We start from the raw sequence: 17,687 nt of genomic DNA, 5'->3' as shown, positions 1-17,687 counted from the left end.
CCAGCCCTAGATCACGCCCTTCGCCGCATCGACGATCTCATCGCCGCGCGCGAACCAGGTGGCCGGGCGGGCCGCGAGATCGGCGAGCAGGCGTTCGAACGCGTCGATCCGGTAAGGCAGGCCCATGATGTACGGCGTGAGGTTGAGCGGCAGCATGCGCCCGCCAAAGGTCGCGCTTTCGGCTTCGAGCAGGTCATAGGCGTCGGTCATCTGCTCGACATAGGAATCGACTGAATGCTGCTGGTTGACCAGGATCTGTCGATCCGAGAGCTCGTGGTTGAGCGGCAGGTTGACGATGTCGCCCTGGGGTGTGGCGAAGCGATAGGGGAGCTCGTCGTTCACCCAATCGCACATATAGTCGAGGCCTGCCTCGACCAGCAGGCCGGGTGTGGCGAAGCTTTGCGAGCGGGCGATCGAATGCCAGCCGCGCGGGCGCTTGCCTGAAACCTTTTCAAGCGAATCGATCGACTTCAGGATCAATTCTCGCTCCGCATCCGAACCCATGCCGCTGGCGATGGTGCCGTTCATGTCAGTCGAATGCGCGACGATCTCATGCCCCGCGGCGACGATATCGGCGATGATCGAGGGATAGCGATCGGCAATGGCCGCGTTGACCGCGACCGAGACGGGCGCGCCGACCTTCGCGAAAGCATCGAGCAGGCGATAGAAGCCGACGCGCGTGCCATATTCGCGCGCCGTATAATGGCGATAATCGGGATAGGAGGTCTGCATGTGCCCCGGCGCGCGGAACGGCTTGTCGGCCGGGGTGATCGGAAACCATTCGAGATTGACCAGCATCCATACCGCGACGCCCTTGCCGCCGGGCCAGGCGAGCGGCGGTCGTTCCGTGATGCTCGACCACGGATAGGAATCATGGTCCATGCCGTGGCGGCGCCGGGAATATTCGAGATACGCGGGATCGAGCGCCATTACCGGCCTTTCGTCGTGTAGCGCGCCGCGTCAGCCATGGCGGCATCGTAATCATGGGCCAGGAAATGATCGGCGATGTCGCCGCTGCGGGTGATCCAGGCGCGCCCGTCGGCGGCGATGTGGCGCAGCACCTCCTCGAACGCGCCGATGCGGTGCGGCTGGCCGATCAGATAGGCGTGCAGCGGGATGCACATCACCGTGCCGGACTGCGCGCCTTCCGTCGCGAGGCGATCAAATTGGCGGATCAGCGTTTCGGCATATTCCCGGGGGGACATGTTGTAGACCGAGAAGCCGTAATGATCGTTCACTTCGAGGCTGTACGGCATCGACACCAGCCGGCCCGCGGCGACATGCACCGGCCCCGGCTGATCGTCATGATACAGATCGCAAGTATAGGTCAGGCCATATTCGGCGATCAGATCGAGCGTGCGCGGCGTGTGCGTAAGGGCTGGGGCGAGCCATCCCTTGATCGTCTGGCCGGTCGCCTCGCGGACCGTGCCGATCGAATCCTCGATCAGCGCGCGCTCCTGCGCCTCGTCCATGCCGTAGCTGTAGCGCGTGTTGTAGACGCCGTGGCTGAAGAATTCCCAGCCAAGCGCGTTGACCTGGGCGATGATCTCCGGATGATGCTGGCACATTGCGACCGACAGCGAGACGGAGCCCCTGAAACCGTGGCGTTCCATGACGTCGACCAGCCGCTGGTGGCCGACGCGGTTGCCATAATCGCGGTGGCTGTAGCCGACCACGTCCGGATGCGGCTTCGCCCAGCTCTTGCGATGCGGGTTGGCCGGCGGATCCAGTTCGTAGAATTCGATGTTCGGGGAGACCCAGACGGCGACTGTCTTGCCGTCGGGCCAGGCGATCTTCGCACGATCGCGGTAAGGGCGGAAATCGTACAGGCCGGGGTCGGCATCACCTTCCCGCATCAACGCGCCTCCAGCCAGTCGATCACGGTCTGGACCGGCTCGACATCGGCATATTTCAGCTGAAGATCAGTGAGGTTGGCGAAGTGATAGCTCTCATGCTTGTCGGCGCAGGTCTCGATCGGGACAATCGTGCGATAGCCGCGCGAAAGCGAGTCGACCGCGGCCGCGCGGACGCAGCCCGAGGTCGAGCCGCCGGTGATCACCACCGTATCCACCTTGTGCCACACGAGCAGGCTCTGCAGCGGCGTTTCGAAGAAGGGCGAGGGCATGCGCTTGGTGTAGATCGCGTCCTTTGCATGATCGATCTCGCAGCGATCGTCAAACGCGTGGCGGCGCGAGTCATATTTGATGTTCTGCAGCGAATCCGGGGTGTTGGTGCGCGTTCCCCACACACCGGCATCGGACGCGTCCTCGGCATAGGCGACGTGAGTCCACACCACCGGCATGCCCTTGGCGCGTGCCAGGCGGGAGAGGGTGTTGACGTATTCGATCTGGCGCGGATCGGTTTCATAGGCAGTCTTGAATTCGTCGATGCGGGTATAGGCGTTCTGGAAATCGACGTTCACGATCGCGAGCTTGTCGCCGAAGCCGAACTTGGCGCGCGCCGGGTTGGCCATCACCTCGTCGAACAGCTGTCGCGCGGTCTTGCCGTCGCTGACCATCTTCGTGCCGACGATATTCATGCAACCTCCTCGATCCGGCGCGCAGCGGCCGTCTTGAACCCGAGCGGCACGCCCGCATCGGGGATAAAACCATAAAGCGGCTCGCCCGGCAGGGCGTGCGCCAGAATCTCGCGCACCGCGGTCAGCCGATCGATATCGATGCCGGTGCGCAGGCCCATCGCCTCGAGCATGAAGACGAGATCCTCGGTGACGATATTGCCGGATGCGCCCGGCGCAAAGGGACAACCGCCCAGGCCACCGAGCGACGAATCGAGCGTGGTGAGGCCGCATTCGAGCGCAGCGAGCGCGTTGGCAAGGCCGAGGCCGCGCGTGTTGTGCAGGTGAATGCCGGTGACGGCATCACCGCCGACGGCATTCCGCACCAGCGCGATCAGCCGCTTCACCGCCGCGGGATCGGCATAGCCAGTGGTGTCGGAAATGCCGACCTCGTCGCAGCCAGCCGCCATCAGCCCCTCGGCGAGGCGGGCGATCTGCGCATCCGGAATCGGGCCTTCGAGCGTGCAGCCGAACGCGGTCGACAGGCTCCCTTCGAAATGCGGACGGCGCCCCGCCGGCAAGGCAGCGATCATCGCGGCGATTTCCCTGGCACCGGCCAGCACCTGTTCGTGCGTGCGGCGCAGATTGGCCAACGAATGCGTTTCGGATACCGACAGCGGCAGGGTGATCTTGTGCGCGCCGGCCTCGATCGCGGCCTGCGCGCCGCGCACGTTGGGAACCAGCACCGCGACGGTCAGGCCCGGGATGGTAAGCGCGTGGGCGACGATCTCTGCGGTGTCGGCGAGCTGGGGCAGGACGCTGGCCGGCACGAAGCTGCCGACCTCGATCTCGCGCACGCCGGCTGCTGCTTCAGCGCTGATCCACGCCTTCTTTGTCTCGGTCGGCATGATCGGCGAGATGCTCTGCAACCCGTCGCGCGGGCCCACCTCGCTGACCAGAATGTCGATGCCGTCCATGACGTTCACTGGAGGACCTTTCGTTGCCCGTTGCGTTATTTGTCTTACGTCTATATCAAATGAAACGCGCCATTCAAGGCGTGCTTACAGCAATATCGAGATACGAATGAAGCAGAGCGCCTTACCGCTGGCCGGCCTGAAAGTCGTCGAATTCACCCATATGGTGATGGGGCCGGCGGTCGGCGTGATCCTGGCGGACCTTGGTGCCGAGGTCGTCAAGGTCGAGCCGATCGGCGGCGACCAGACGCGCGAGCTGCTGGGTTCCGGCGCGGGCTATTTTCCGATGTTCAACCGCAACAAGCGCAGCATCTGCCTCGACCTGAAGAGCGAAGCCGGGCTGAAGGTGGCGCGCCAGCTGGCCGTCGACGCCGACATCCTGATCGAGAATTTCCGCCCCGGCACGCTTGCGCGGCTGGGCCTGTCCTACGAATCGCTGAAGGCGGAAAATCCCGGGCTGATCTATTGCTCGGCCAAGGGATTCCTTGCCGGCCCCTATGAGAACCGCACGGCGCTCGACGAAGTGACTCAGATGATGGGCGGCCTCGCCTATATGACCGGGCCTCCCGGCCGGCCGCTTCGCGCGGGTTCCTCGGTAATCGACATCACCGGCGGCATGTTCGGCGTGATCGGCATCCTTTCCGCGCTGGAACGTCGCCACCGCACCGGGGAAGGCGGTGAGGTGCGCTGCTCGCTGTACGAGACCACTGCCTTCCTGGTCGGCCAGCATATGGCGCAGGCGGCGGTGACCGGGCAGGCGGCGCGGCCGATGCCGGTGCGCATCTCGGCCTGGGCGATCTACGACGTGTTCGATACCGCCGTGCCGGACGAGCAATTGTTCGTCGGCGTGGTGAGCGATGCGCAATGGGTGGCGTTCTGCGCTGCCTTCGGGCTCGACGCGCTGGGCGCCGATCCGCGCTTCGCCAGGAACAACCAGCGCGTGTTGGCGCGCGACGAGATTGTGCCGCAGATTCGCGCCTTGTTCGGCGCGATGCCGCGCGCCGAGCTGATCGCGAAAGTGGAGGCGATCGGCCTGCCGTTCGCCCCGATCGCGCGGCCCGAGGATCTGTTCGACGATGCGCATCTGAATGCGGGCGGGCTGATCGAGCTGACCCTGCCCGATGGCCGCACGACCAAGCTGCCGGGCCTGCCGGTCGAGCTGGACGGCGCGCGGCTTGAGCTTCAGCGCGACATTCCCCGGATCGGCGCCGACAGCGATGCCGTGCTGGCCGAGCTTGGCTATGGGGCGCCGGCGATCGCCGAGTTGCGGGCGAACGGCGGAGTCGCCTGACCATGGGCCGTACGCTGTTCGACAAATTATGGGACCTGCACACCATCGCCGATCTGGGAGAGGGGACCGACCTGCTCCTGATCGACCGGATATTGCTGCACGAACGGACCGGCAGCGTCGCGCTGGAGAGCCTTGCCGAGGCGGGCCGTGCAGTCGCCGTGCCGGCCCAGGTATTCGTGACGATGGACCATATCGTCGATACGCTGCCGGGGCGGGGCGATCGCACGATCATGCCGACCGGCACGCAGTTCATCACTGCCACGCGCAAGGCCGCGCTGGACGCCGGGCTGACCCTGTTCGACATCGGCGACCCGCGGCAGGGCATCGTGCATGTGATCTCGCCCGAGCAGGGCATCGTGCTGCCGGGCCTGTCGCTGGTCTGTCCGGACAGCCATACCTGCACGCAAGGGGCGCTTGGCGCGCTGGCCTGGGGCATCGGATCGACTGAAGCCGAACATGCGCTGGCGACAGCGACGCTGCGGGTGCGCAAGCCGAAGACGATGCGGATCACCGTCCGCGGGCGTCTCGGCACGGGCGTGACGGCGAAGGACCTCGCGCTGCACATCGTCTCGCGGTTCGGATCGGCCGGGGCGAGCGGGCATCATCTCGAATATGCCGGCGAGGCCGTGCGCGCGCTCGACGTCGAGGGGCGGCTGACCCTGTGCAACATGGCGACCGAGCTCGCTGCCTTTTCCGCGATCATCGCGCCGGACGAAGTGGTGTTCGCCTATCTGCAGGGGCGCAGCTATGCGCCCGACGCCGCGGCGTGGGACGGAGCGGTGGCATTCTGGCGCACGCTGAACTCCGACGAGGACGCGGTGTTCGACGCAGATCATGTCATCGACGCGGCCGATGTGCCGCCGATGGTGTCCTGGGGCACCAGCCCGCAACAGGCGCTGGCGCTGGGCGAGCCGGTGCCGGCCTTTGATGCGGTGGCGTGCGGGACCCAGGCGGCGCATGATCGCGCGCTGAGCTATATGGGGCTTAAGCCCGGCGACCGGCTGGAGACGCTGCCGATCGATGCCGCGTTCATCGGATCGTGCACCAATGCCCGTATCTCCGACCTGCGGCGCGCGGCGGACATCTTGCGCGGGCGCAAGGTGGCCGCAGGCGTGAAGGCGATCTGCGTGCCGGGATCGACCGCCGTCAAAGCTGCGGCCGAAGCCGAGGGGCTGGACCGGGTGTTCCGCGACGCCGGGTTCGAATGGCGCGAGGCAGGGTGCTCCATGTGTTTCTTCGCCGGGGGCGAGAGCTTCGGTTTCAGGCAGCGTGTAATCACGTCGACCAACCGCAATTTCGAAAGCCGGCAGGGGCCGGAGACCCGATCGCACCTCGCTTCGCCGGAGACGGTGGCGGCCTCGGCGATCGCCGGGCATATCGCCGACCCGCGGGTGCTGGCGGCATGAGCGCGGCCCCGTTCCGCTCGCTCGCCGCCGTCGCGCTGCCGCTGGTGCGCGACAATATCGATACCGACGCGATCATCCCGTCGCGCGAGATGAAATCGGTATCGAAGAAAGGGCTGGCGGACGGACTGTTCGCCGGGTGGCGCTATACCGCGATCGGCGGGCGCGAACCCGAGCCCGGTTTCGTGCTCAACCGGCCTGAATTTGCGAACGCGCGGATTCTGATCGGCGGTGCGAATTTCGGTTGCGGATCGAGCCGCGAACATGCCGCCTGGGCGTTGGCCGAATATGGTTTCCGCGCAGTGATCGCGACGAGCTTCAACCCGATCTTTCGCGGCAATTGCGTGCGCAACGGCATCGTGCCGGTCGAACTGACCGAGGAGGCGGTGCGCGCGATCGCTGATATAGTCGAGGCGAGCGCTGGCGGCGAACAGGTCACGATCGATCTGGAGGCTCTGCGCGTGACGGTGGCGGATCGCGACTGGATCTTCCGGATCGACGACGAGGCGCGGCGGATGCTGTTGTTCGGCATCGACGCGATCGACCTGACGCTCGAACGCGGCGCCGACATCGCAGCGTTCCAGGCGACCGACCGGGCGCTCAGGCCCTGGGCCTATCTCGGCTGACCCCAAGAGGAATTTTCCATGTCGAATGCCCGTACCGCCTTGCTGCTGATGGATTTCCAGGCCGACATCGCCGAGCATTCGCGCGCGGCCGGCACGGTGCAGGTCGCGCTCGACGCGCTGGCGGCGGCGCGGGCCAGCGGTGTGAGAGTGATCTTCGTCAAGGTGGGCTTCCGCGACGGCTATCCGGAAATCGGCGAGGAGACTCCGGTCTTTTCCGGGGCGAAGGCGGCGGGCCGGTTCAGCGGCGCATCGTCGCGGCTGCTGGAGGAATTCGTGCCGCAGGACGGCGAGCCGGTGATCGACAAGCGCCGTTTCAGCGCCTTTGCCGGCAGCGGCCTGGAACTGGTGCTGCGCGCGCACGACATCCGCGATCTGGTGCTGGCCGGCGTATCGACGGGTGGCGTGGTGCTCTCGACGCTGCGCCAGGCGTTCGACATGACCTATCGCATGACCGTGCTGTCCGACGGCTGTTTCGATCCGGACGCCGAAGTGCACGACGTGCTGATGCGGAAGATATTCCCGCGGCAGGCCAGGGTGGTTTCGGGCGCCGAATGGGCGGCTGGCCTGGGATGAACCGGACGACATGGTCGACCCGCCGCGATGGATCGCCGGATCGCTGATCCGGTCGAGATCGCGGGAGTCGCGATCAATCGCTACCGTGTGGGTCCAGCCCGTCTCGGTGACTTCGGGTGCGTGAACGCTGTCTGCGTGCGGGCCAGGCGCATGATCCGCACGACCGGCCCAGTGCGCGAGCCGGGTTGCGGGCGGAAAACGGCCAATTGCCTGCCTCCCCGAAGCAACAGCGCGTAGCGACTCAGTTCATCCTGGAAAAGCGCTGGATCGGCCCGATAGCCGTCATAATGGGACAGGATTGCGATATCGGCATGGCAGGTCGGGATCTGTGCCGCATCCACATGCGCCAGATCGACCACGGCGCGCCCCGATCGCACGGTCTCGACCTTCGAATAGCGGATTTGCCCCGCGAGGATGGCGCGGGCATCGACACAGCCGAGCGAACCGAGCGGGAAGAGGAAGCGCCATGGCCCCTGCAGCAGATCGAAGGCGGCAGGTTCCGTCACGATCGTGCTGCCGCGCGGGACGTTGGCGCGGATCCAGGCGCTGGCGACCTGGCGCGTGTCCTGCGCGCGCTCGATCGCGCCCACCCGCGCGGCTTGCAGCATCGGGATCAGCAGCAGCAGCGCCGCTGCAGCGTCGAGAAAGGGCAAGGGGCGATTCAGCCGGGCCCGCGCCCAGTCGGCCAGCCAGCAGAGCGCGGCCGCGGCGGCGAGCGCGGCGAACGGCAGCATCGGCACGATCCAGCGCTCCCATAACAGGGCCTGTCCGCCGATGACGACCATGAAGGCGAGGCCCCCCGGCAGGACCGCCGCGGCGATTCGGGGGCGGGACAGCGCGCCCAGGGTGCCGGCCGCGACCAGCGCTAGCCCGACCGGGCCGAAGGAGCTCAGCAGCGGGTGCCAGACATACCAGCCGAGATTGGCGAGGAAGCCGCCGCCCGTGGCGCCCGGATGGACCGTGCGTGCTTCTCCGGCGAGGTTGTGCAGCACCGTTGCGTGATCGAGCACCAGATAGGGCGAGGCGATCAGCAGGGCGGCGAGCGCGGCCGCAGGCAGCAGCGCCAGGCGGTGCAAATCGCGGCGATCGGACAGACCGCGATAGAGGCCGGCGCAGAGCGGATTGAGGATGATGATCACCGCGGGCCATTTGGTCGCGCAGGCAAGGCCGGCCCAGACGCCCGCCAGCACATAATCGCGCGGGCGGCCGTGGCGGGCGATCGCCACGGCCGATTGCGTGCACAACAGCATGAAGATGGTGGCGTGCACGTCGGTGCGGATGATCTGCGAATACTGGATATGGACGGCATTCACCGCGAGGAATGCCGCCGCGATCAGCCCGAGACGCGGCCCGCCCAGCTTCCTGCCGAGCGACCAGAGCAGTCCCACACAGGCAATGCCGCACGCGATGATGAAGAGTCGCCCAGGCAGGAACAGGATGCCGGGGTCGGCATAGGCCGCCGCCATCAGCGCCTGGCCGTCGGCGAAGCGGCCCGTGGCGATGCCGATGCCGCCGACCGCCAGGCTGACCAGCGCGAGGCAATAAAGCGTGGTCGTGCCGGGATGGCCGAACCAGCCCGGATTGAGGCTGTGGTTCCGCAGCATCTCGAGCGCGGTCATCATGAACAGCGGCTCGTCCGGGTCGTTGAGCGAAGGCAGACCGAAACCCACCCCGTGGATCCTCAGCGCAGCCGCCACCGCGAGAATCAGCACCAAGGCGCCCTTTTCGGCCCATCCATGGGGTCGCCCGTTACGGGCCGGGGCGATCGGTTTCGTCATGCTGGTGAAGACATGACGTGGAGCGACGATGCGAACCGTAATCCTGGCTGGCGGATTGGGCACCCGGCTCGGCGAAGAAACCAATGTGCGGCCGAAACCGATGGTCGAGATCGGCGGCATGCCGATCCTCTGGCACATCATGAAGATCTATTCCGCGGCCGGATTCAATGACTTCGTCATTTGCCTCGGCTACAAGGGCTATCTGATCAAGGAATATTTCGCGAACTATTTCCTGCACACGTCGGACGTCACGATCGACCTGCGCGGGGGCAACGGCATGGAGGTGCATTTCGCCCGCAGCGAGCCGTGGCGCATCACCCTGGTCGATACCGGCGCGGAGACCATGACGGGCGGCCGGCTGGCGGCGATCCGCCATCACCTCGATCCCGACGAGCCTTTCTGCCTGACCTATGGCGACGGCGTGGCGGACATCGATGTCGGCGAACTGGTGCGCTTCCACAAGGCGCATGGCCATCGCGCAACGATCACCTCGGTCACGCCGCCGGGCCGCTTCGGCGCGCTCGAGTTCGACGGCGATCTGGTGACCGATTTCCGCGAAAAGCCGGCGGGCGATGGCGGGCGGATCAATGGCGGCTTCTTCGTTGCCGACCCCTCGGTGCTCGATCTGGTCGACGGGCCGGAGACCGTGTGGGAATCCGGCCCGCTCGAACAGCTGGCGCGGCGCGGGGAGCTGATGAGCTATCGGCATGACGGCTTCTGGCAGCCGATGGATACGCTGCGCGACAAGATGCAGCTCGACGAATTGTGGCGCGCCGGCAACGCGCCGTGGAAGCGCTGGTGAGCGGCGCGTGGCGCGGTCGCCGGGTGCTCGTCACGGGGCACACCGGCTTCAAGGGCAGCTGGCTCAGCCTGTGGCTCCACATGATGGGCGCCGAGGTCACCGGCTTCGCGCTGGCGCCGCCGACCGAGCCGAGCCTGTTCGAGGCAGCGCGTATCGGGGGGGTGGTCAGGCATGTCGAAGGCGATGTGCGCGATCTCGCCGCCATGCGCGCGGTGGTCGAGGCGACCCGACCGGAAGTCATCTTCCACCTTGCTGCCCAGCCGCTGGTCCGGCTGTCCTATGCCGAGCCCGTGGAGACCTACGCGACCAATGTGATGGGCACGGTGCACCTGCTGGATGCAGCGCGGCGCACCCCCGGCGTGAAGGCAATCGTCTGCGTCACCAGCGACAAATGCTATGAGAATCGCGAATGGATCTGGCCCTATCGCGAGAGCGACCCGATGGGCGGGCACGACCCTTATAGCAGCAGCAAGGGCGCGGCCGAGCTGGTCGTGTCGGCCTGGCGTCGCTCCTTCTTCGACCATGGCGGGCCGCTGCTCGCGTCAGTCCGCGCGGGCAATGTCATCGGTGGCGGCGACTGGGCGGCCGATCGCCTGTTGCCCGATCTGGTCCGTGCCTTCGAGGCGGGCGTGGCGCCGTTGATCCGCGCGCCCGATGCGGTGCGGCCGTGGCAGCATGTACTGGAGGCGCTGGGCGGCTATCTCATGATCGCCGAGCGGTTGCTCGCCGGCGAGCGGCAGTTCGCCGATGCCTGGAACTTCGGTCCGTCCGACGAGGATGCCCGGCCGGTGTCCTGGATCGTCGAGCGGATGCGCGCGGCCTGGGGCGGCGGCGCGGCGGATGCGCTGCCCGATACCGGCCCACGGCCGCATGAGGCGGGATTGCTGCGGCTCGATTGCTCAAAGGCGCGCGCCGCGCTTGGCTGGCACCCGGCGCTCGCGCTGGACGAAGCGCTCGACTGGATCGTGAGCTGGCACAAGGCCGTCGCCGGCGGTGCCGATGCGCGCGCCGTCACCCGCGGGCAGATTGCCGATTATCAGGCCACCACTGGCTACGCGATCCGATCAGCCGCCTGAGCGGGCCTCGGTTCCGCCGCCTTCCGCTCGTCCGTCCGGCGGAAGGTGACGTGATTGTGCCAGAACCAGCTGCCAACGATCAGCACCGCGGTAAAACCGAGCTGTGCCAGTACCGGCGGCAGGCCGGCGACCTCGACCAGCAGCGGCAGGGTGGCCCAGTTGGTGGCATAGTTGAGCAGGTAGAAGCTGGAGAAGGTGCCGAATTCGCGCAGGATGTTGCCGCGCGTGCGGAAGACGCCGAGCTTGTAGGTCGTAAAGGCGAAGCACAGGCTGATCGCCTGGGCGATACCCAGCGCGATCAGATAATGGCGGTGGAGTATGGGCGAACTCCACAATAGCAGCGGATAGATGGCGAGGCCGAACGCCGTGTTCGCCGCGCCGGCCACAAGGAAGCGCAGCGGGCGCCGCGCCCCGCCCGCGATCACGATTCTTCCCATAGCGGGATTCGCATATTCTCGCGCAGCACCTCGCGCGGCAGGAAGGGCGACAGATCCTCCAGCGCAGGCGAGGTGATCCGCCCGTCGGGATGCGCCTTTGCGCCGAGCTTGGGCGCGAAGGAGACATGCTCGTCGACGAACAGCTCGCACAGTACCGGGCCTTCGGTCGCCAGCGCCGTGGCGATGGCACCGGGCAGTTCGTTATGCGTGTCCGCCCGGAAATAGGCGAAGCCGAAGGCGCCGGCGACCTTGCCGAAGTCCGGAAAGGTCACGTTGCTCTTGGGCCCGCCGCCCACTTCCACACCGTTGAAGAAGTTGCGGTGAGTCTGGAAGATCGAGACATAGCCACTGTTGTTGATCAGGAAGATCTTCACCGGCAGGCCGTAACCCGCGATCGTCTGCAACTCCTGCAGGTTCATCATGATGCTGCCGTCGCCGGCGATGGCGATCACGCGCTGCTTGCCACCGGTCGCGGCGCACACGCCGATCGCTGCGGGCAGCTCGTATCCCATCGTGGCGCAGCCCGAATTGGTCCAGAGCCGCTGGCCGCGCTTGATCTCCGCCGCCTGGAAGCTGACGACGCAGGCGCTGCCATTGCCGGTGACGACCAGATCGTCCTCGCCCAATTGCCGGAACAGCGCGTCCATCGCGACATAGGGGTGCATCAGCGGCCCATGGTCATGATATTCCGGCAGCACGACCGGGAAGCGCCGGACCCGCTCGCGCGCCCACTCCATCCATTCGCGGTGATCTTCATTGGGGCCGGCATAGGGCTGGTCGAGCAGCGCCGGGATCAGTCCGGCAAGGTCGGCGACCACGGGCATGTCGGGCACGACATTGGGCTTGCGCAGTTCCACGGGGTCGATGTCGACCCAGATCTTGAACGCCGCGCGCGCGAAGCTCTGCCAGTTATAGCTGACCTGGCGGATGTTGAGCCGGCTGCCGAGTACCAGCAACAGGTCCGCGCTCTGCGTGACCATATTGCCCGCGCGGTCGCCCACCGTGCCGGGGCGGCCGGCATAGAGCGGGTGATCGTTCCACAGCACGTCATGCGCGTTCCACCCGGTGACGACGGGCACGCCGAGCTTCTCGATCAGCTTCAGGAAATCATCATAGGCGCCCGACAGCCGCACGCCGCCGCCGGCAAATACCACCGGGCGTTCGGCGCTGCGGATCAGGTCGAGGATCGTCCCGGCGGTGGCCGAAAGGTCGGTGGCGGTCCAGGGCTCGTCCAGCTCGGCCGGGTCGAAACCGGGCAGAGAATCTGGATCGATCTTCGAGGCCTGCACGTCGAGCGGAATGTCGAGCCAGACCGGCCCGGGCCGCCCGCTGGTCGCGAGGTGAAGCGCCTTTTCGAGATGGTAGCGGATCGTCTGCGGATCGTTGACCATCGTCGCGTACTTGGTGATCGGGCGGATCAACTCCTCGATGTCGAGCTCCTGGTCGCCATATTGGCGTAAAGGGAGGCCGGTCGCGCGCACCGTGGTCTCGCGCTTCACCTGGCCCGACAGCACCAGCATGCCGATCGAGTCGACATAGGCGCCGTACACCCCGGTGATCGCGTTGGTGCCGCCCGGGCCGGAGGTCACGTTCACCACCGCCAGCCGGTTGGTCAGCCGGTAATAGGCCTCGGCCGCCATCGAAAGCGCCTGCTCGTGATGCGTGAAGGTCGTGGCGAGATCGGGATGCGTGCCGAGCGAGTGGTTGAGGTGCATCGCCCCGCCGCCGGTGAGCATGAAGACATGCTCGATGCCGTGCCGGGCCAGCCGTTCGGCCACCCAGTCGGAGAGTTTCATCAGGGTCATTGAGTCCATCCGTTCGAAAGCGCGGTGCGCCGGATCGCCTCGTCGAGGCCGATCGTGGGAGAGAGCCCGAGCGCACCGCGGATCGCCGCGGTCGACGGGACATAGCGGCCGGGGTTCCAGCCGGGATCGGGCCGGCCGAGAATCTCGACATCGGGCGCGCCGAGCAGGACGGCGGTGCGCCGTGCCAGGTCGGCGACCGAGACGGCTTCCTCCGATCCGATATTGAAGACCGCGCCATGCTTGCCGGCGATCAGCAATGTCCACAGCCACACCGTCAGGTCGGCGGCATAGAGATAGGATCGTACCGCGGTGCCCGCGCCCTCGACCCGAATGGTCCGGCCGGCGATCGCATCGCGGATGAAATTGCCCGCGGCGAAGTGGATGTCGAGCGAGAGGAGCGGGCCAAGCAGCGCGAAGATGCGGGCGTTGACCGTCTCGAGCCCGAACTGCTTGCCGTAGATGGCGCAGAGCATCTCGGCGGCGCGCTTGCCTTCGCCATAGGCGGAGCGTGGATCGCGCGGATCGGGACCGCCCATCCAGTCTTCGCTCACATGCGTGACGTCCCAGGGCTGCGCGCCATAGACCGCGCCCGAGCTGAGGAAGAAGAACCGTTCGGCGCCGCGATCGACCGCGAAGTCGAGCGCGCGGCGGGTACCGGTGACGATCGTGTCGAACATGCGGCGCGGATCATTGGCGTTGAGCGCGGCGCTGGCGTCGGTCGCGGCGTGGATCACATGCGTGAACCGGCCGCCGGGCGGTGCAAAGTCGGTGACGTCGCCCGCGACGAGCTGGAAGCGCCGCGCGAGATGCGGCACCCTGGCGGCGAAAGCGGCGGGGTCGCGGCTCAGCAGGGTCACTTCGATATCGGTCTCGGCGCGGGCCAATGCTTCGAGCATCCAGCGGCCGATGAAACCGGTGCCGCCCGTCATGAAGATGCGCGCGCCGGCGAGGCGCCACCAGAACGGCGCGAGCGCGGTGTGCACCGCATCGAGATCCTGCTCCAGGATCATGCCGGCATCAGCCCGAGCGAGGGGCGATGGGCCGCATGCGCGCGGATCGCCCGCGCCACGCTGTCGAGCGCGAGCGACCACAGGATCAGCGCGACCAGGCCCGGCCGGACGAAATGCCCGATGGCGAGGCCGAAGCTCGGGCTCACCGGACGACCACCGAGCCAGCTGTCGAGCGACAGGTCGAGCACGGTCGACAATGGCCAGTCGGCGACCAGGCAGAGCAGATAAGCGCAGACGATCGCGGTGATCGGCCCCGCGCCGCGCCACGGCTCGAGCAGCACGAGGAACAGCAGGAACGCCTGGGTATAGCCACCCGGCGACTGCGTCACGAGGAACGCGCCGAGCAGGATCGTCGCGACGCGGTGCGGCGGCAGCGCGCGCGGCTGCAGCCAGGCAGCGGCCAGCGCGAGCACCGCCACGCCCTGGCTGGCGCGGATCAGGAGCGGCACGATCCGTTCGATCGTCTCGACCGTGCGCGACGGCACGAAATCGAGCACCGGGATCTGCGCGTTGCGGACCTGGAGCAGCGGCGCATAGCTGGTCGAATAATGGATCTCGTTCCACACCTGCCCGCCCTGGAAGACGACCCAGTTGGCGGTGTTCGCCGCGATCTCACCCGGCGTGCCGCTGCCGATGAGTGCCAGCGTGACGAGATAAAGCGCGATAGTGGCGAGACCCGCCAGTTCGAGCCCGCGCCAGTCGCGCTTCACGGCCTGGGCAAGCACCGGGAGCAGCAGATAGGGCTTGAAGTTGATCGTCGCGGCGGCGGCGAGCGCGCGCCATGCGCTCGATCGGACGAGTGGCCCGTGTGCAATGATGAAACAGGGCAGGGCGACCAGGATCAGGTTGCCGCGTTCCAGCGTAAACAGCAGCGGCAGGCCGAGACCGAAAGCGATCGCGCGCATCGGCGCGGTACGCGGATCGGCGCGGTGGAAGCTCCACCAGACCAGCACCACATCGAGCAGATAGAAGCCGATGATCGTCGAGCGCGCGAACCAGTCGCAGTCGCGCGCGTAAAAGGGCGACTGGAGATAGCAGCCGGGCAGGCTGAACAGATCGAGGAAGACGAAGGACAAAGGCGGATAGACCGTCCGCCACACCGAGAAAGCGCCGGGATGATTCGCCCAATAAGCGGTGTTGAACCAGTCCATGAACGTGTCGTTGGTGTCGAACACGAAGGGCTGGGGCAGGAAGCCAGTCTCGCGGAACTGCATGGCCGTCCATGCGACACTCGCCACCACGGCAAGCGCCAGCGCGACCTCGGGCAGCAGGGAAAGCCGCGTCCGGGTGCTCATGGCCCGCGCACCAGCGTCCGCGCGGCGGGCCGGGCGCGGGCGGCGGGGAAGTTGAGCCGTTCCTCCTCGATCACCAGCGGCACGTTGCGGCTGCGCTCGGCGAGCATGCGCACCTGTTCGCCGATCAGGCCGAGGAACAGGAGGATGATCGCGAACATCGCGGTGGCGATCGTCAGGCCGAACAGCGGCCAGGCGCTGCCACCCATGATCGCGGTTGCCACCGCGCCCGCCGCAAGCGGCACGACTCCTGCGGCCGCCAGGAAGGCAAGCGGGATCGGCAGACGCAGCAGCGACTTGGCCGATCCGGCAAGGCCGGACAGCGCGAAGGAATACAGCGCGGCGAGATTGTTCTTGGTCTCGCCCGCCGCGCGCTCGGGCCGGTCGAACGGCAGGATCGCCAGGCGGTACCCGCTCTCGACCAGCATGCCGCGGAAGAACGGCTCGGGCTCGTTCCACGCCGCGAGCGTGTCGATCACCTCGCGCGCATACAGGCCGAAGCCGGTCGCGCCGGGGATCACCGGATAGTCGCCGTAACGATTGAGCAAGCCGTAGCCCAGCCACCGCGCGGCCGTCAGCAAAGGCGGCGTCCGCTCGGATCGCCGCTGCGCCAGCACCACCTGAGCGCCCGCACGCCATTGCTTGACGAAGGCCCCGATCATCTCCGGTGGATCCTGGAAATCGGCGCACATGCCGATCACCGCCGCGCCCTCGGCCTGATAGATGCCATAGGTCGGCGATCGCATCTGGCCGTAATTGCGGTTGTTGAAGATCGCCCGGATGCGCGGGTCCTCGGCGCAGAGATGCCGCATCAGCAGGCGGGTGCGATCAGTCGAATCATTGTCGATCAGGATGATCTCGTGCGACCGCACATGGCGTTCCGCTTCCGCCGTCACGGCGGCGCAGATCGCCAGGACATTCTCCTCCTCATTGTAACAGGGGATGACGATCGACAGCTCGATCGCCCCGTCGGCTCCCGCGCCGTCGTTGGGGGTCATCGCGCACCGTCCTCGCGGCGCTTCAGCCCCAGGTCGATGCCGGTCGCCGGCGCGTAGATTTCGGTGAACAACGCCGCCAGGATCGTCAGGACAAGCAGGGCAACCGCGGAGATGTTGTATTTGCGATCGGCATCGAGGCGTGGCGCCTCGATCACCTGCACGTCGGACGCGGTTTCCGATGCAAGCGTCTCGACCGCCACTTCCTCGGAAGACCGCGCATAGACTTCGTACAGCGCCTGGGCGAAGCGATAGTCGCGATAGAGGTTGAGATATTCGCCCGAGACCTGCGACAGGCCGGCGACGTTCGGTCCGGTGACGCCGACCTTCGCTTCGGCCGTACGCGCGATCTGCGCGCGGATCGAGGCGACTTCCGACTGGACCGACTGGAGCTGCGGATTGTCCGGCCCCTGGAAGCGCTGGAGCGTCTCCAGCTCGACCAGCTTGGCCTGAAGCTGCGCCTCGAGCCCGGCGCGCAGCGACAGGGCGGAGCCGAGCTGCGCTTCCGGCTCGGCGAGGTTGTTGCGCCGGCGGAAGCCGTTGAGTGCGGCTTCGGCGGTCGTCACGCGGGTGGCGGCTTCCTTGAAGCGGTCCTGCACCACGTCGCGCTTGCGGCGGACCCGGTCGCGGCCCAGCGCGATGATCCGATCGCTGATCGCCTGCACATAAGCGCCAGTCAGCGCCTGCGCCCTGGCCGGGTCATGCATCCGGACCTCGACCTCGACGATGCCACCGGTCAGCGAATGCACGTCGACCCTGTGCGCGAGGGCGAGCCGCGCCGCATCGGCACTGGCATAACCCTCTGGCCCGACCAGCTTCAGGCGCCGGATCACGTCGTCGGTCACTTCGGTGCCGCGCGAGATCGCGAGATACATGTCGATCGGCTGCTTGGCGCCGCCGAGCAAGGCGGCGAACCCCTGGAGCTGGCCGCCGAGCGCGTTCATCATCGATCCCAGCCCGACACTGTTGCTGTCCTGCGGCACCAACTTCGCCCGGGCGACATAGGGGCGCGGGAAGACGCACAGCGCCGCCAGCAACAGCGCCAGCACCATATAGCCGAGCCGCCGCGAGTGCGGATCGCGCACCGCATCGGTCACGCGCGCGATCATC

17 protein-coding genes are annotated in these 17,687 nt (G+C 67.0%); 6 read left to right on the top strand and 11 right to left on the bottom strand.

What is annotated here, in order from left to right; genetic code table 11:
- Positions 1–6: 6 nt before the first annotated feature.
- From ACZ1I5_RS11770 to ACZ1I5_RS11755, 4 genes are read right to left on the bottom strand one after another with little or no spacing between them, the layout of a single operon-like run.
- Positions 7–930 (bottom strand): polysaccharide deacetylase family protein, encoded by a 924-nt coding sequence (locus ACZ1I5_RS11770; protein ID WP_465169440.1) that lies wholly within the window; start codon positions 928–930, stop codon positions 7–9.
- On the bottom strand, positions 930–1,856 hold the full coding sequence (locus ACZ1I5_RS11765; RefSeq protein WP_465169439.1) for a polysaccharide deacetylase family protein: 927 nt from the start codon (positions 1,854–1,856) through the stop codon (positions 930–932). The genes ACZ1I5_RS11770 and ACZ1I5_RS11765 overlap by 1 nt, the downstream gene beginning before the upstream one ends.
- Entirely contained in the window at positions 1,856–2,539 is a 684-nt protein-coding gene (locus ACZ1I5_RS11760; protein WP_465169438.1) for an isochorismatase family protein, read from the bottom strand. Before ACZ1I5_RS11760 ends, ACZ1I5_RS11765 begins: the two co-directional genes overlap by 1 nt.
- Positions 2,536–3,492 (bottom strand): hydroxymethylglutaryl-CoA lyase, encoded by a 957-nt coding sequence (locus ACZ1I5_RS11755; protein WP_465173953.1) that lies wholly within the window; start codon positions 3,490–3,492, stop codon positions 2,536–2,538. Before ACZ1I5_RS11755 ends, ACZ1I5_RS11760 begins: the two co-directional genes overlap by 4 nt.
- A 106-nt stretch (positions 3,493–3,598) precedes the next feature.
- Here ACZ1I5_RS11755 and ACZ1I5_RS11750 point away from each other — a divergent pair, with 106 nt between their 5' ends.
- From ACZ1I5_RS11750 to ACZ1I5_RS11735, 4 genes are read left to right on the top strand one after another with little or no spacing between them, the layout of a single operon-like run.
- Positions 3,599–4,780, top strand: coding sequence for a CaiB/BaiF CoA transferase family protein (locus ACZ1I5_RS11750; RefSeq protein WP_465169437.1), 1,182 nt, complete (start codon positions 3,599–3,601; stop codon positions 4,778–4,780).
- A 2-nt stretch (positions 4,781–4,782) separates the two neighbouring features.
- Positions 4,783–6,186, top strand: a complete 1,404-nt coding sequence (locus ACZ1I5_RS11745) for a 3-isopropylmalate dehydratase large subunit (RefSeq protein WP_465169436.1) — start codon at positions 4,783–4,785, stop codon at positions 6,184–6,186.
- Positions 6,183–6,809 carry a 3-isopropylmalate dehydratase small subunit gene (gene leuD / locus ACZ1I5_RS11740; protein WP_465173862.1) on the top strand — a complete coding sequence of 209 codons (627 nt, stop codon included), beginning with the start codon at positions 6,183–6,185 and terminating at the stop codon, positions 6,807–6,809. The genes ACZ1I5_RS11745 and leuD overlap by 4 nt, the downstream gene beginning before the upstream one ends.
- An 18-nt stretch (positions 6,810–6,827) precedes the next feature.
- A complete protein-coding gene (locus tag ACZ1I5_RS11735; RefSeq protein WP_465173861.1) occupies positions 6,828–7,382 on the top strand; it encodes a cysteine hydrolase family protein in 555 nt (184 codons plus the stop codon).
- Between the two features lie 80 nt (positions 7,383–7,462).
- Here ACZ1I5_RS11735 and ACZ1I5_RS11730 read toward each other — a convergent pair whose 3' ends face one another.
- Complete coding sequence (locus ACZ1I5_RS11730) at positions 7,463–9,160, bottom strand: ArnT family glycosyltransferase (protein WP_465173860.1); 1,698 nt, start codon at positions 9,158–9,160, stop codon at positions 7,463–7,465.
- A gap of 28 nt (positions 9,161–9,188) precedes the next feature.
- Between ACZ1I5_RS11730 and rfbF the strand changes: the two genes are divergently transcribed.
- Together rfbF and rfbG are read left to right on the top strand one after the other, a co-directional pair.
- Positions 9,189–9,962, top strand: coding sequence for a glucose-1-phosphate cytidylyltransferase (rfbF, locus tag ACZ1I5_RS11725; RefSeq protein ID WP_465173859.1), 774 nt, complete (start codon positions 9,189–9,191; stop codon positions 9,960–9,962).
- Entirely contained in the window at positions 9,947–11,038 is a 1,092-nt protein-coding gene (gene rfbG, locus ACZ1I5_RS11720) for a CDP-glucose 4,6-dehydratase (protein WP_465173858.1), read from the top strand. Before rfbF ends, rfbG begins: the two co-directional genes overlap by 16 nt.
- Here rfbG and ACZ1I5_RS11715 read toward each other — a convergent pair.
- Genes ACZ1I5_RS11715 through ACZ1I5_RS11690 form a run of 6 tightly spaced genes read right to left on the bottom strand, consistent with a single transcriptional unit; the run spans position 11,014 to position 17,686 of the window.
- Complete coding sequence (locus ACZ1I5_RS11715) at positions 11,014–11,475, bottom strand: GtrA family protein (protein WP_465173857.1); 462 nt, start codon at positions 11,473–11,475, stop codon at positions 11,014–11,016. The genes rfbG and ACZ1I5_RS11715 overlap by 25 nt on opposite strands.
- Positions 11,460–13,280, bottom strand: coding sequence for a thiamine pyrophosphate-binding protein (locus ACZ1I5_RS11710; protein ID WP_465173856.1), 1,821 nt, complete (start codon positions 13,278–13,280; stop codon positions 11,460–11,462). The genes ACZ1I5_RS11715 and ACZ1I5_RS11710 overlap by 16 nt, the downstream gene beginning before the upstream one ends.
- Entirely contained in the window at positions 13,277–14,290 is a 1,014-nt protein-coding gene (locus ACZ1I5_RS11705; RefSeq protein ID WP_465173855.1) for an NAD-dependent epimerase/dehydratase family protein, read from the bottom strand. Before ACZ1I5_RS11705 ends, ACZ1I5_RS11710 begins: the two co-directional genes overlap by 4 nt.
- On the bottom strand, positions 14,287–15,585 hold the full coding sequence (locus ACZ1I5_RS11700; protein WP_465173854.1) for a hypothetical protein: 1,299 nt from the start codon (positions 15,583–15,585) through the stop codon (positions 14,287–14,289). The genes ACZ1I5_RS11705 and ACZ1I5_RS11700 overlap by 4 nt, the downstream gene beginning before the upstream one ends.
- A complete protein-coding gene (locus ACZ1I5_RS11695) occupies positions 15,582–16,580 on the bottom strand; it encodes a glycosyltransferase family 2 protein (RefSeq protein WP_465173853.1) in 999 nt (332 codons plus the stop codon). Before ACZ1I5_RS11695 ends, ACZ1I5_RS11700 begins: the two co-directional genes overlap by 4 nt.
- Positions 16,577–17,686 carry a capsule biosynthesis protein gene (locus ACZ1I5_RS11690; RefSeq protein ID WP_465173952.1) on the bottom strand — a complete coding sequence of 370 codons (1,110 nt, stop codon included), beginning with the start codon at positions 17,684–17,686 and terminating at the stop codon, positions 16,577–16,579. Before ACZ1I5_RS11690 ends, ACZ1I5_RS11695 begins: the two co-directional genes overlap by 4 nt.
- Position 17,687: the final 1 nt, after the last annotated feature.

It is taken from the genome of Sphingomonas sp. BL-S-30 (assembly GCF_055521475.1).
Note: the sequence above shows the minus strand (reverse complement) of the source record. Positions and strands in the feature narration are given on the sequence as shown.

What these genes read in the sequence shown, in the direction of transcription:
- ACZ1I5_RS11770 (WP_465169440.1), bottom strand. Translation starts at nt 930, where the DNA reads ATGGCGCTCGATCCCGCGTATCTCGAATATTCCCGGCGCCGCCACGGC.
- ACZ1I5_RS11765 (WP_465169439.1), bottom strand. Translation starts at nt 1,856, where the DNA reads ATGCGGGAAGGTGATGCCGACCCCGGCCTGTACGATTTCCGCCCTTAC.
- ACZ1I5_RS11760 (WP_465169438.1), bottom strand. Translation starts at nt 2,539, where the DNA reads ATGAATATCGTCGGCACGAAGATGGTCAGCGACGGCAAGACCGCGCGA.
- ACZ1I5_RS11755 (WP_465173953.1), bottom strand. Translation starts at nt 3,492, where the DNA reads ATGGACGGCATCGACATTCTGGTCAGCGAGGTGGGCCCGCGCGACGGG.
- ACZ1I5_RS11750 (WP_465169437.1), top strand. Translation starts at nt 3,599, where the DNA reads ATGAAGCAGAGCGCCTTACCGCTGGCCGGCCTGAAAGTCGTCGAATTC.
- ACZ1I5_RS11745 (WP_465169436.1), top strand. Translation starts at nt 4,783, where the DNA reads ATGGGCCGTACGCTGTTCGACAAATTATGGGACCTGCACACCATCGCC.
- leuD (WP_465173862.1), top strand. Translation starts at nt 6,183, where the DNA reads ATGAGCGCGGCCCCGTTCCGCTCGCTCGCCGCCGTCGCGCTGCCGCTG.
- ACZ1I5_RS11735 (WP_465173861.1), top strand. Translation starts at nt 6,828, where the DNA reads ATGTCGAATGCCCGTACCGCCTTGCTGCTGATGGATTTCCAGGCCGAC.
- ACZ1I5_RS11730 (WP_465173860.1), bottom strand. Translation starts at nt 9,160, where the DNA reads ATGACGAAACCGATCGCCCCGGCCCGTAACGGGCGACCCCATGGATGG.
- rfbF (WP_465173859.1), top strand. Translation starts at nt 9,189, where the DNA reads ATGCGAACCGTAATCCTGGCTGGCGGATTGGGCACCCGGCTCGGCGAA.
- ACZ1I5_RS11715 (WP_465173857.1), bottom strand. Translation starts at nt 11,475, where the DNA reads ATGGGAAGAATCGTGATCGCGGGCGGGGCGCGGCGCCCGCTGCGCTTC.
- ACZ1I5_RS11710 (WP_465173856.1), bottom strand. Translation starts at nt 13,280, where the DNA reads ATGACCCTGATGAAACTCTCCGACTGGGTGGCCGAACGGCTGGCCCGG.
- ACZ1I5_RS11705 (WP_465173855.1), bottom strand. Translation starts at nt 14,290, where the DNA reads ATGATCCTGGAGCAGGATCTCGATGCGGTGCACACCGCGCTCGCGCCG.
- ACZ1I5_RS11700 (WP_465173854.1), bottom strand. Translation starts at nt 15,585, where the DNA reads ATGAGCACCCGGACGCGGCTTTCCCTGCTGCCCGAGGTCGCGCTGGCG.
- ACZ1I5_RS11695 (WP_465173853.1), bottom strand. Translation starts at nt 16,580, where the DNA reads ATGACCCCCAACGACGGCGCGGGAGCCGACGGGGCGATCGAGCTGTCG.
- ACZ1I5_RS11690 (WP_465173952.1), bottom strand. Translation starts at nt 17,686, where the DNA reads ATGATCGCGCGCGTGACCGATGCGGTGCGCGATCCGCACTCGCGGCGG.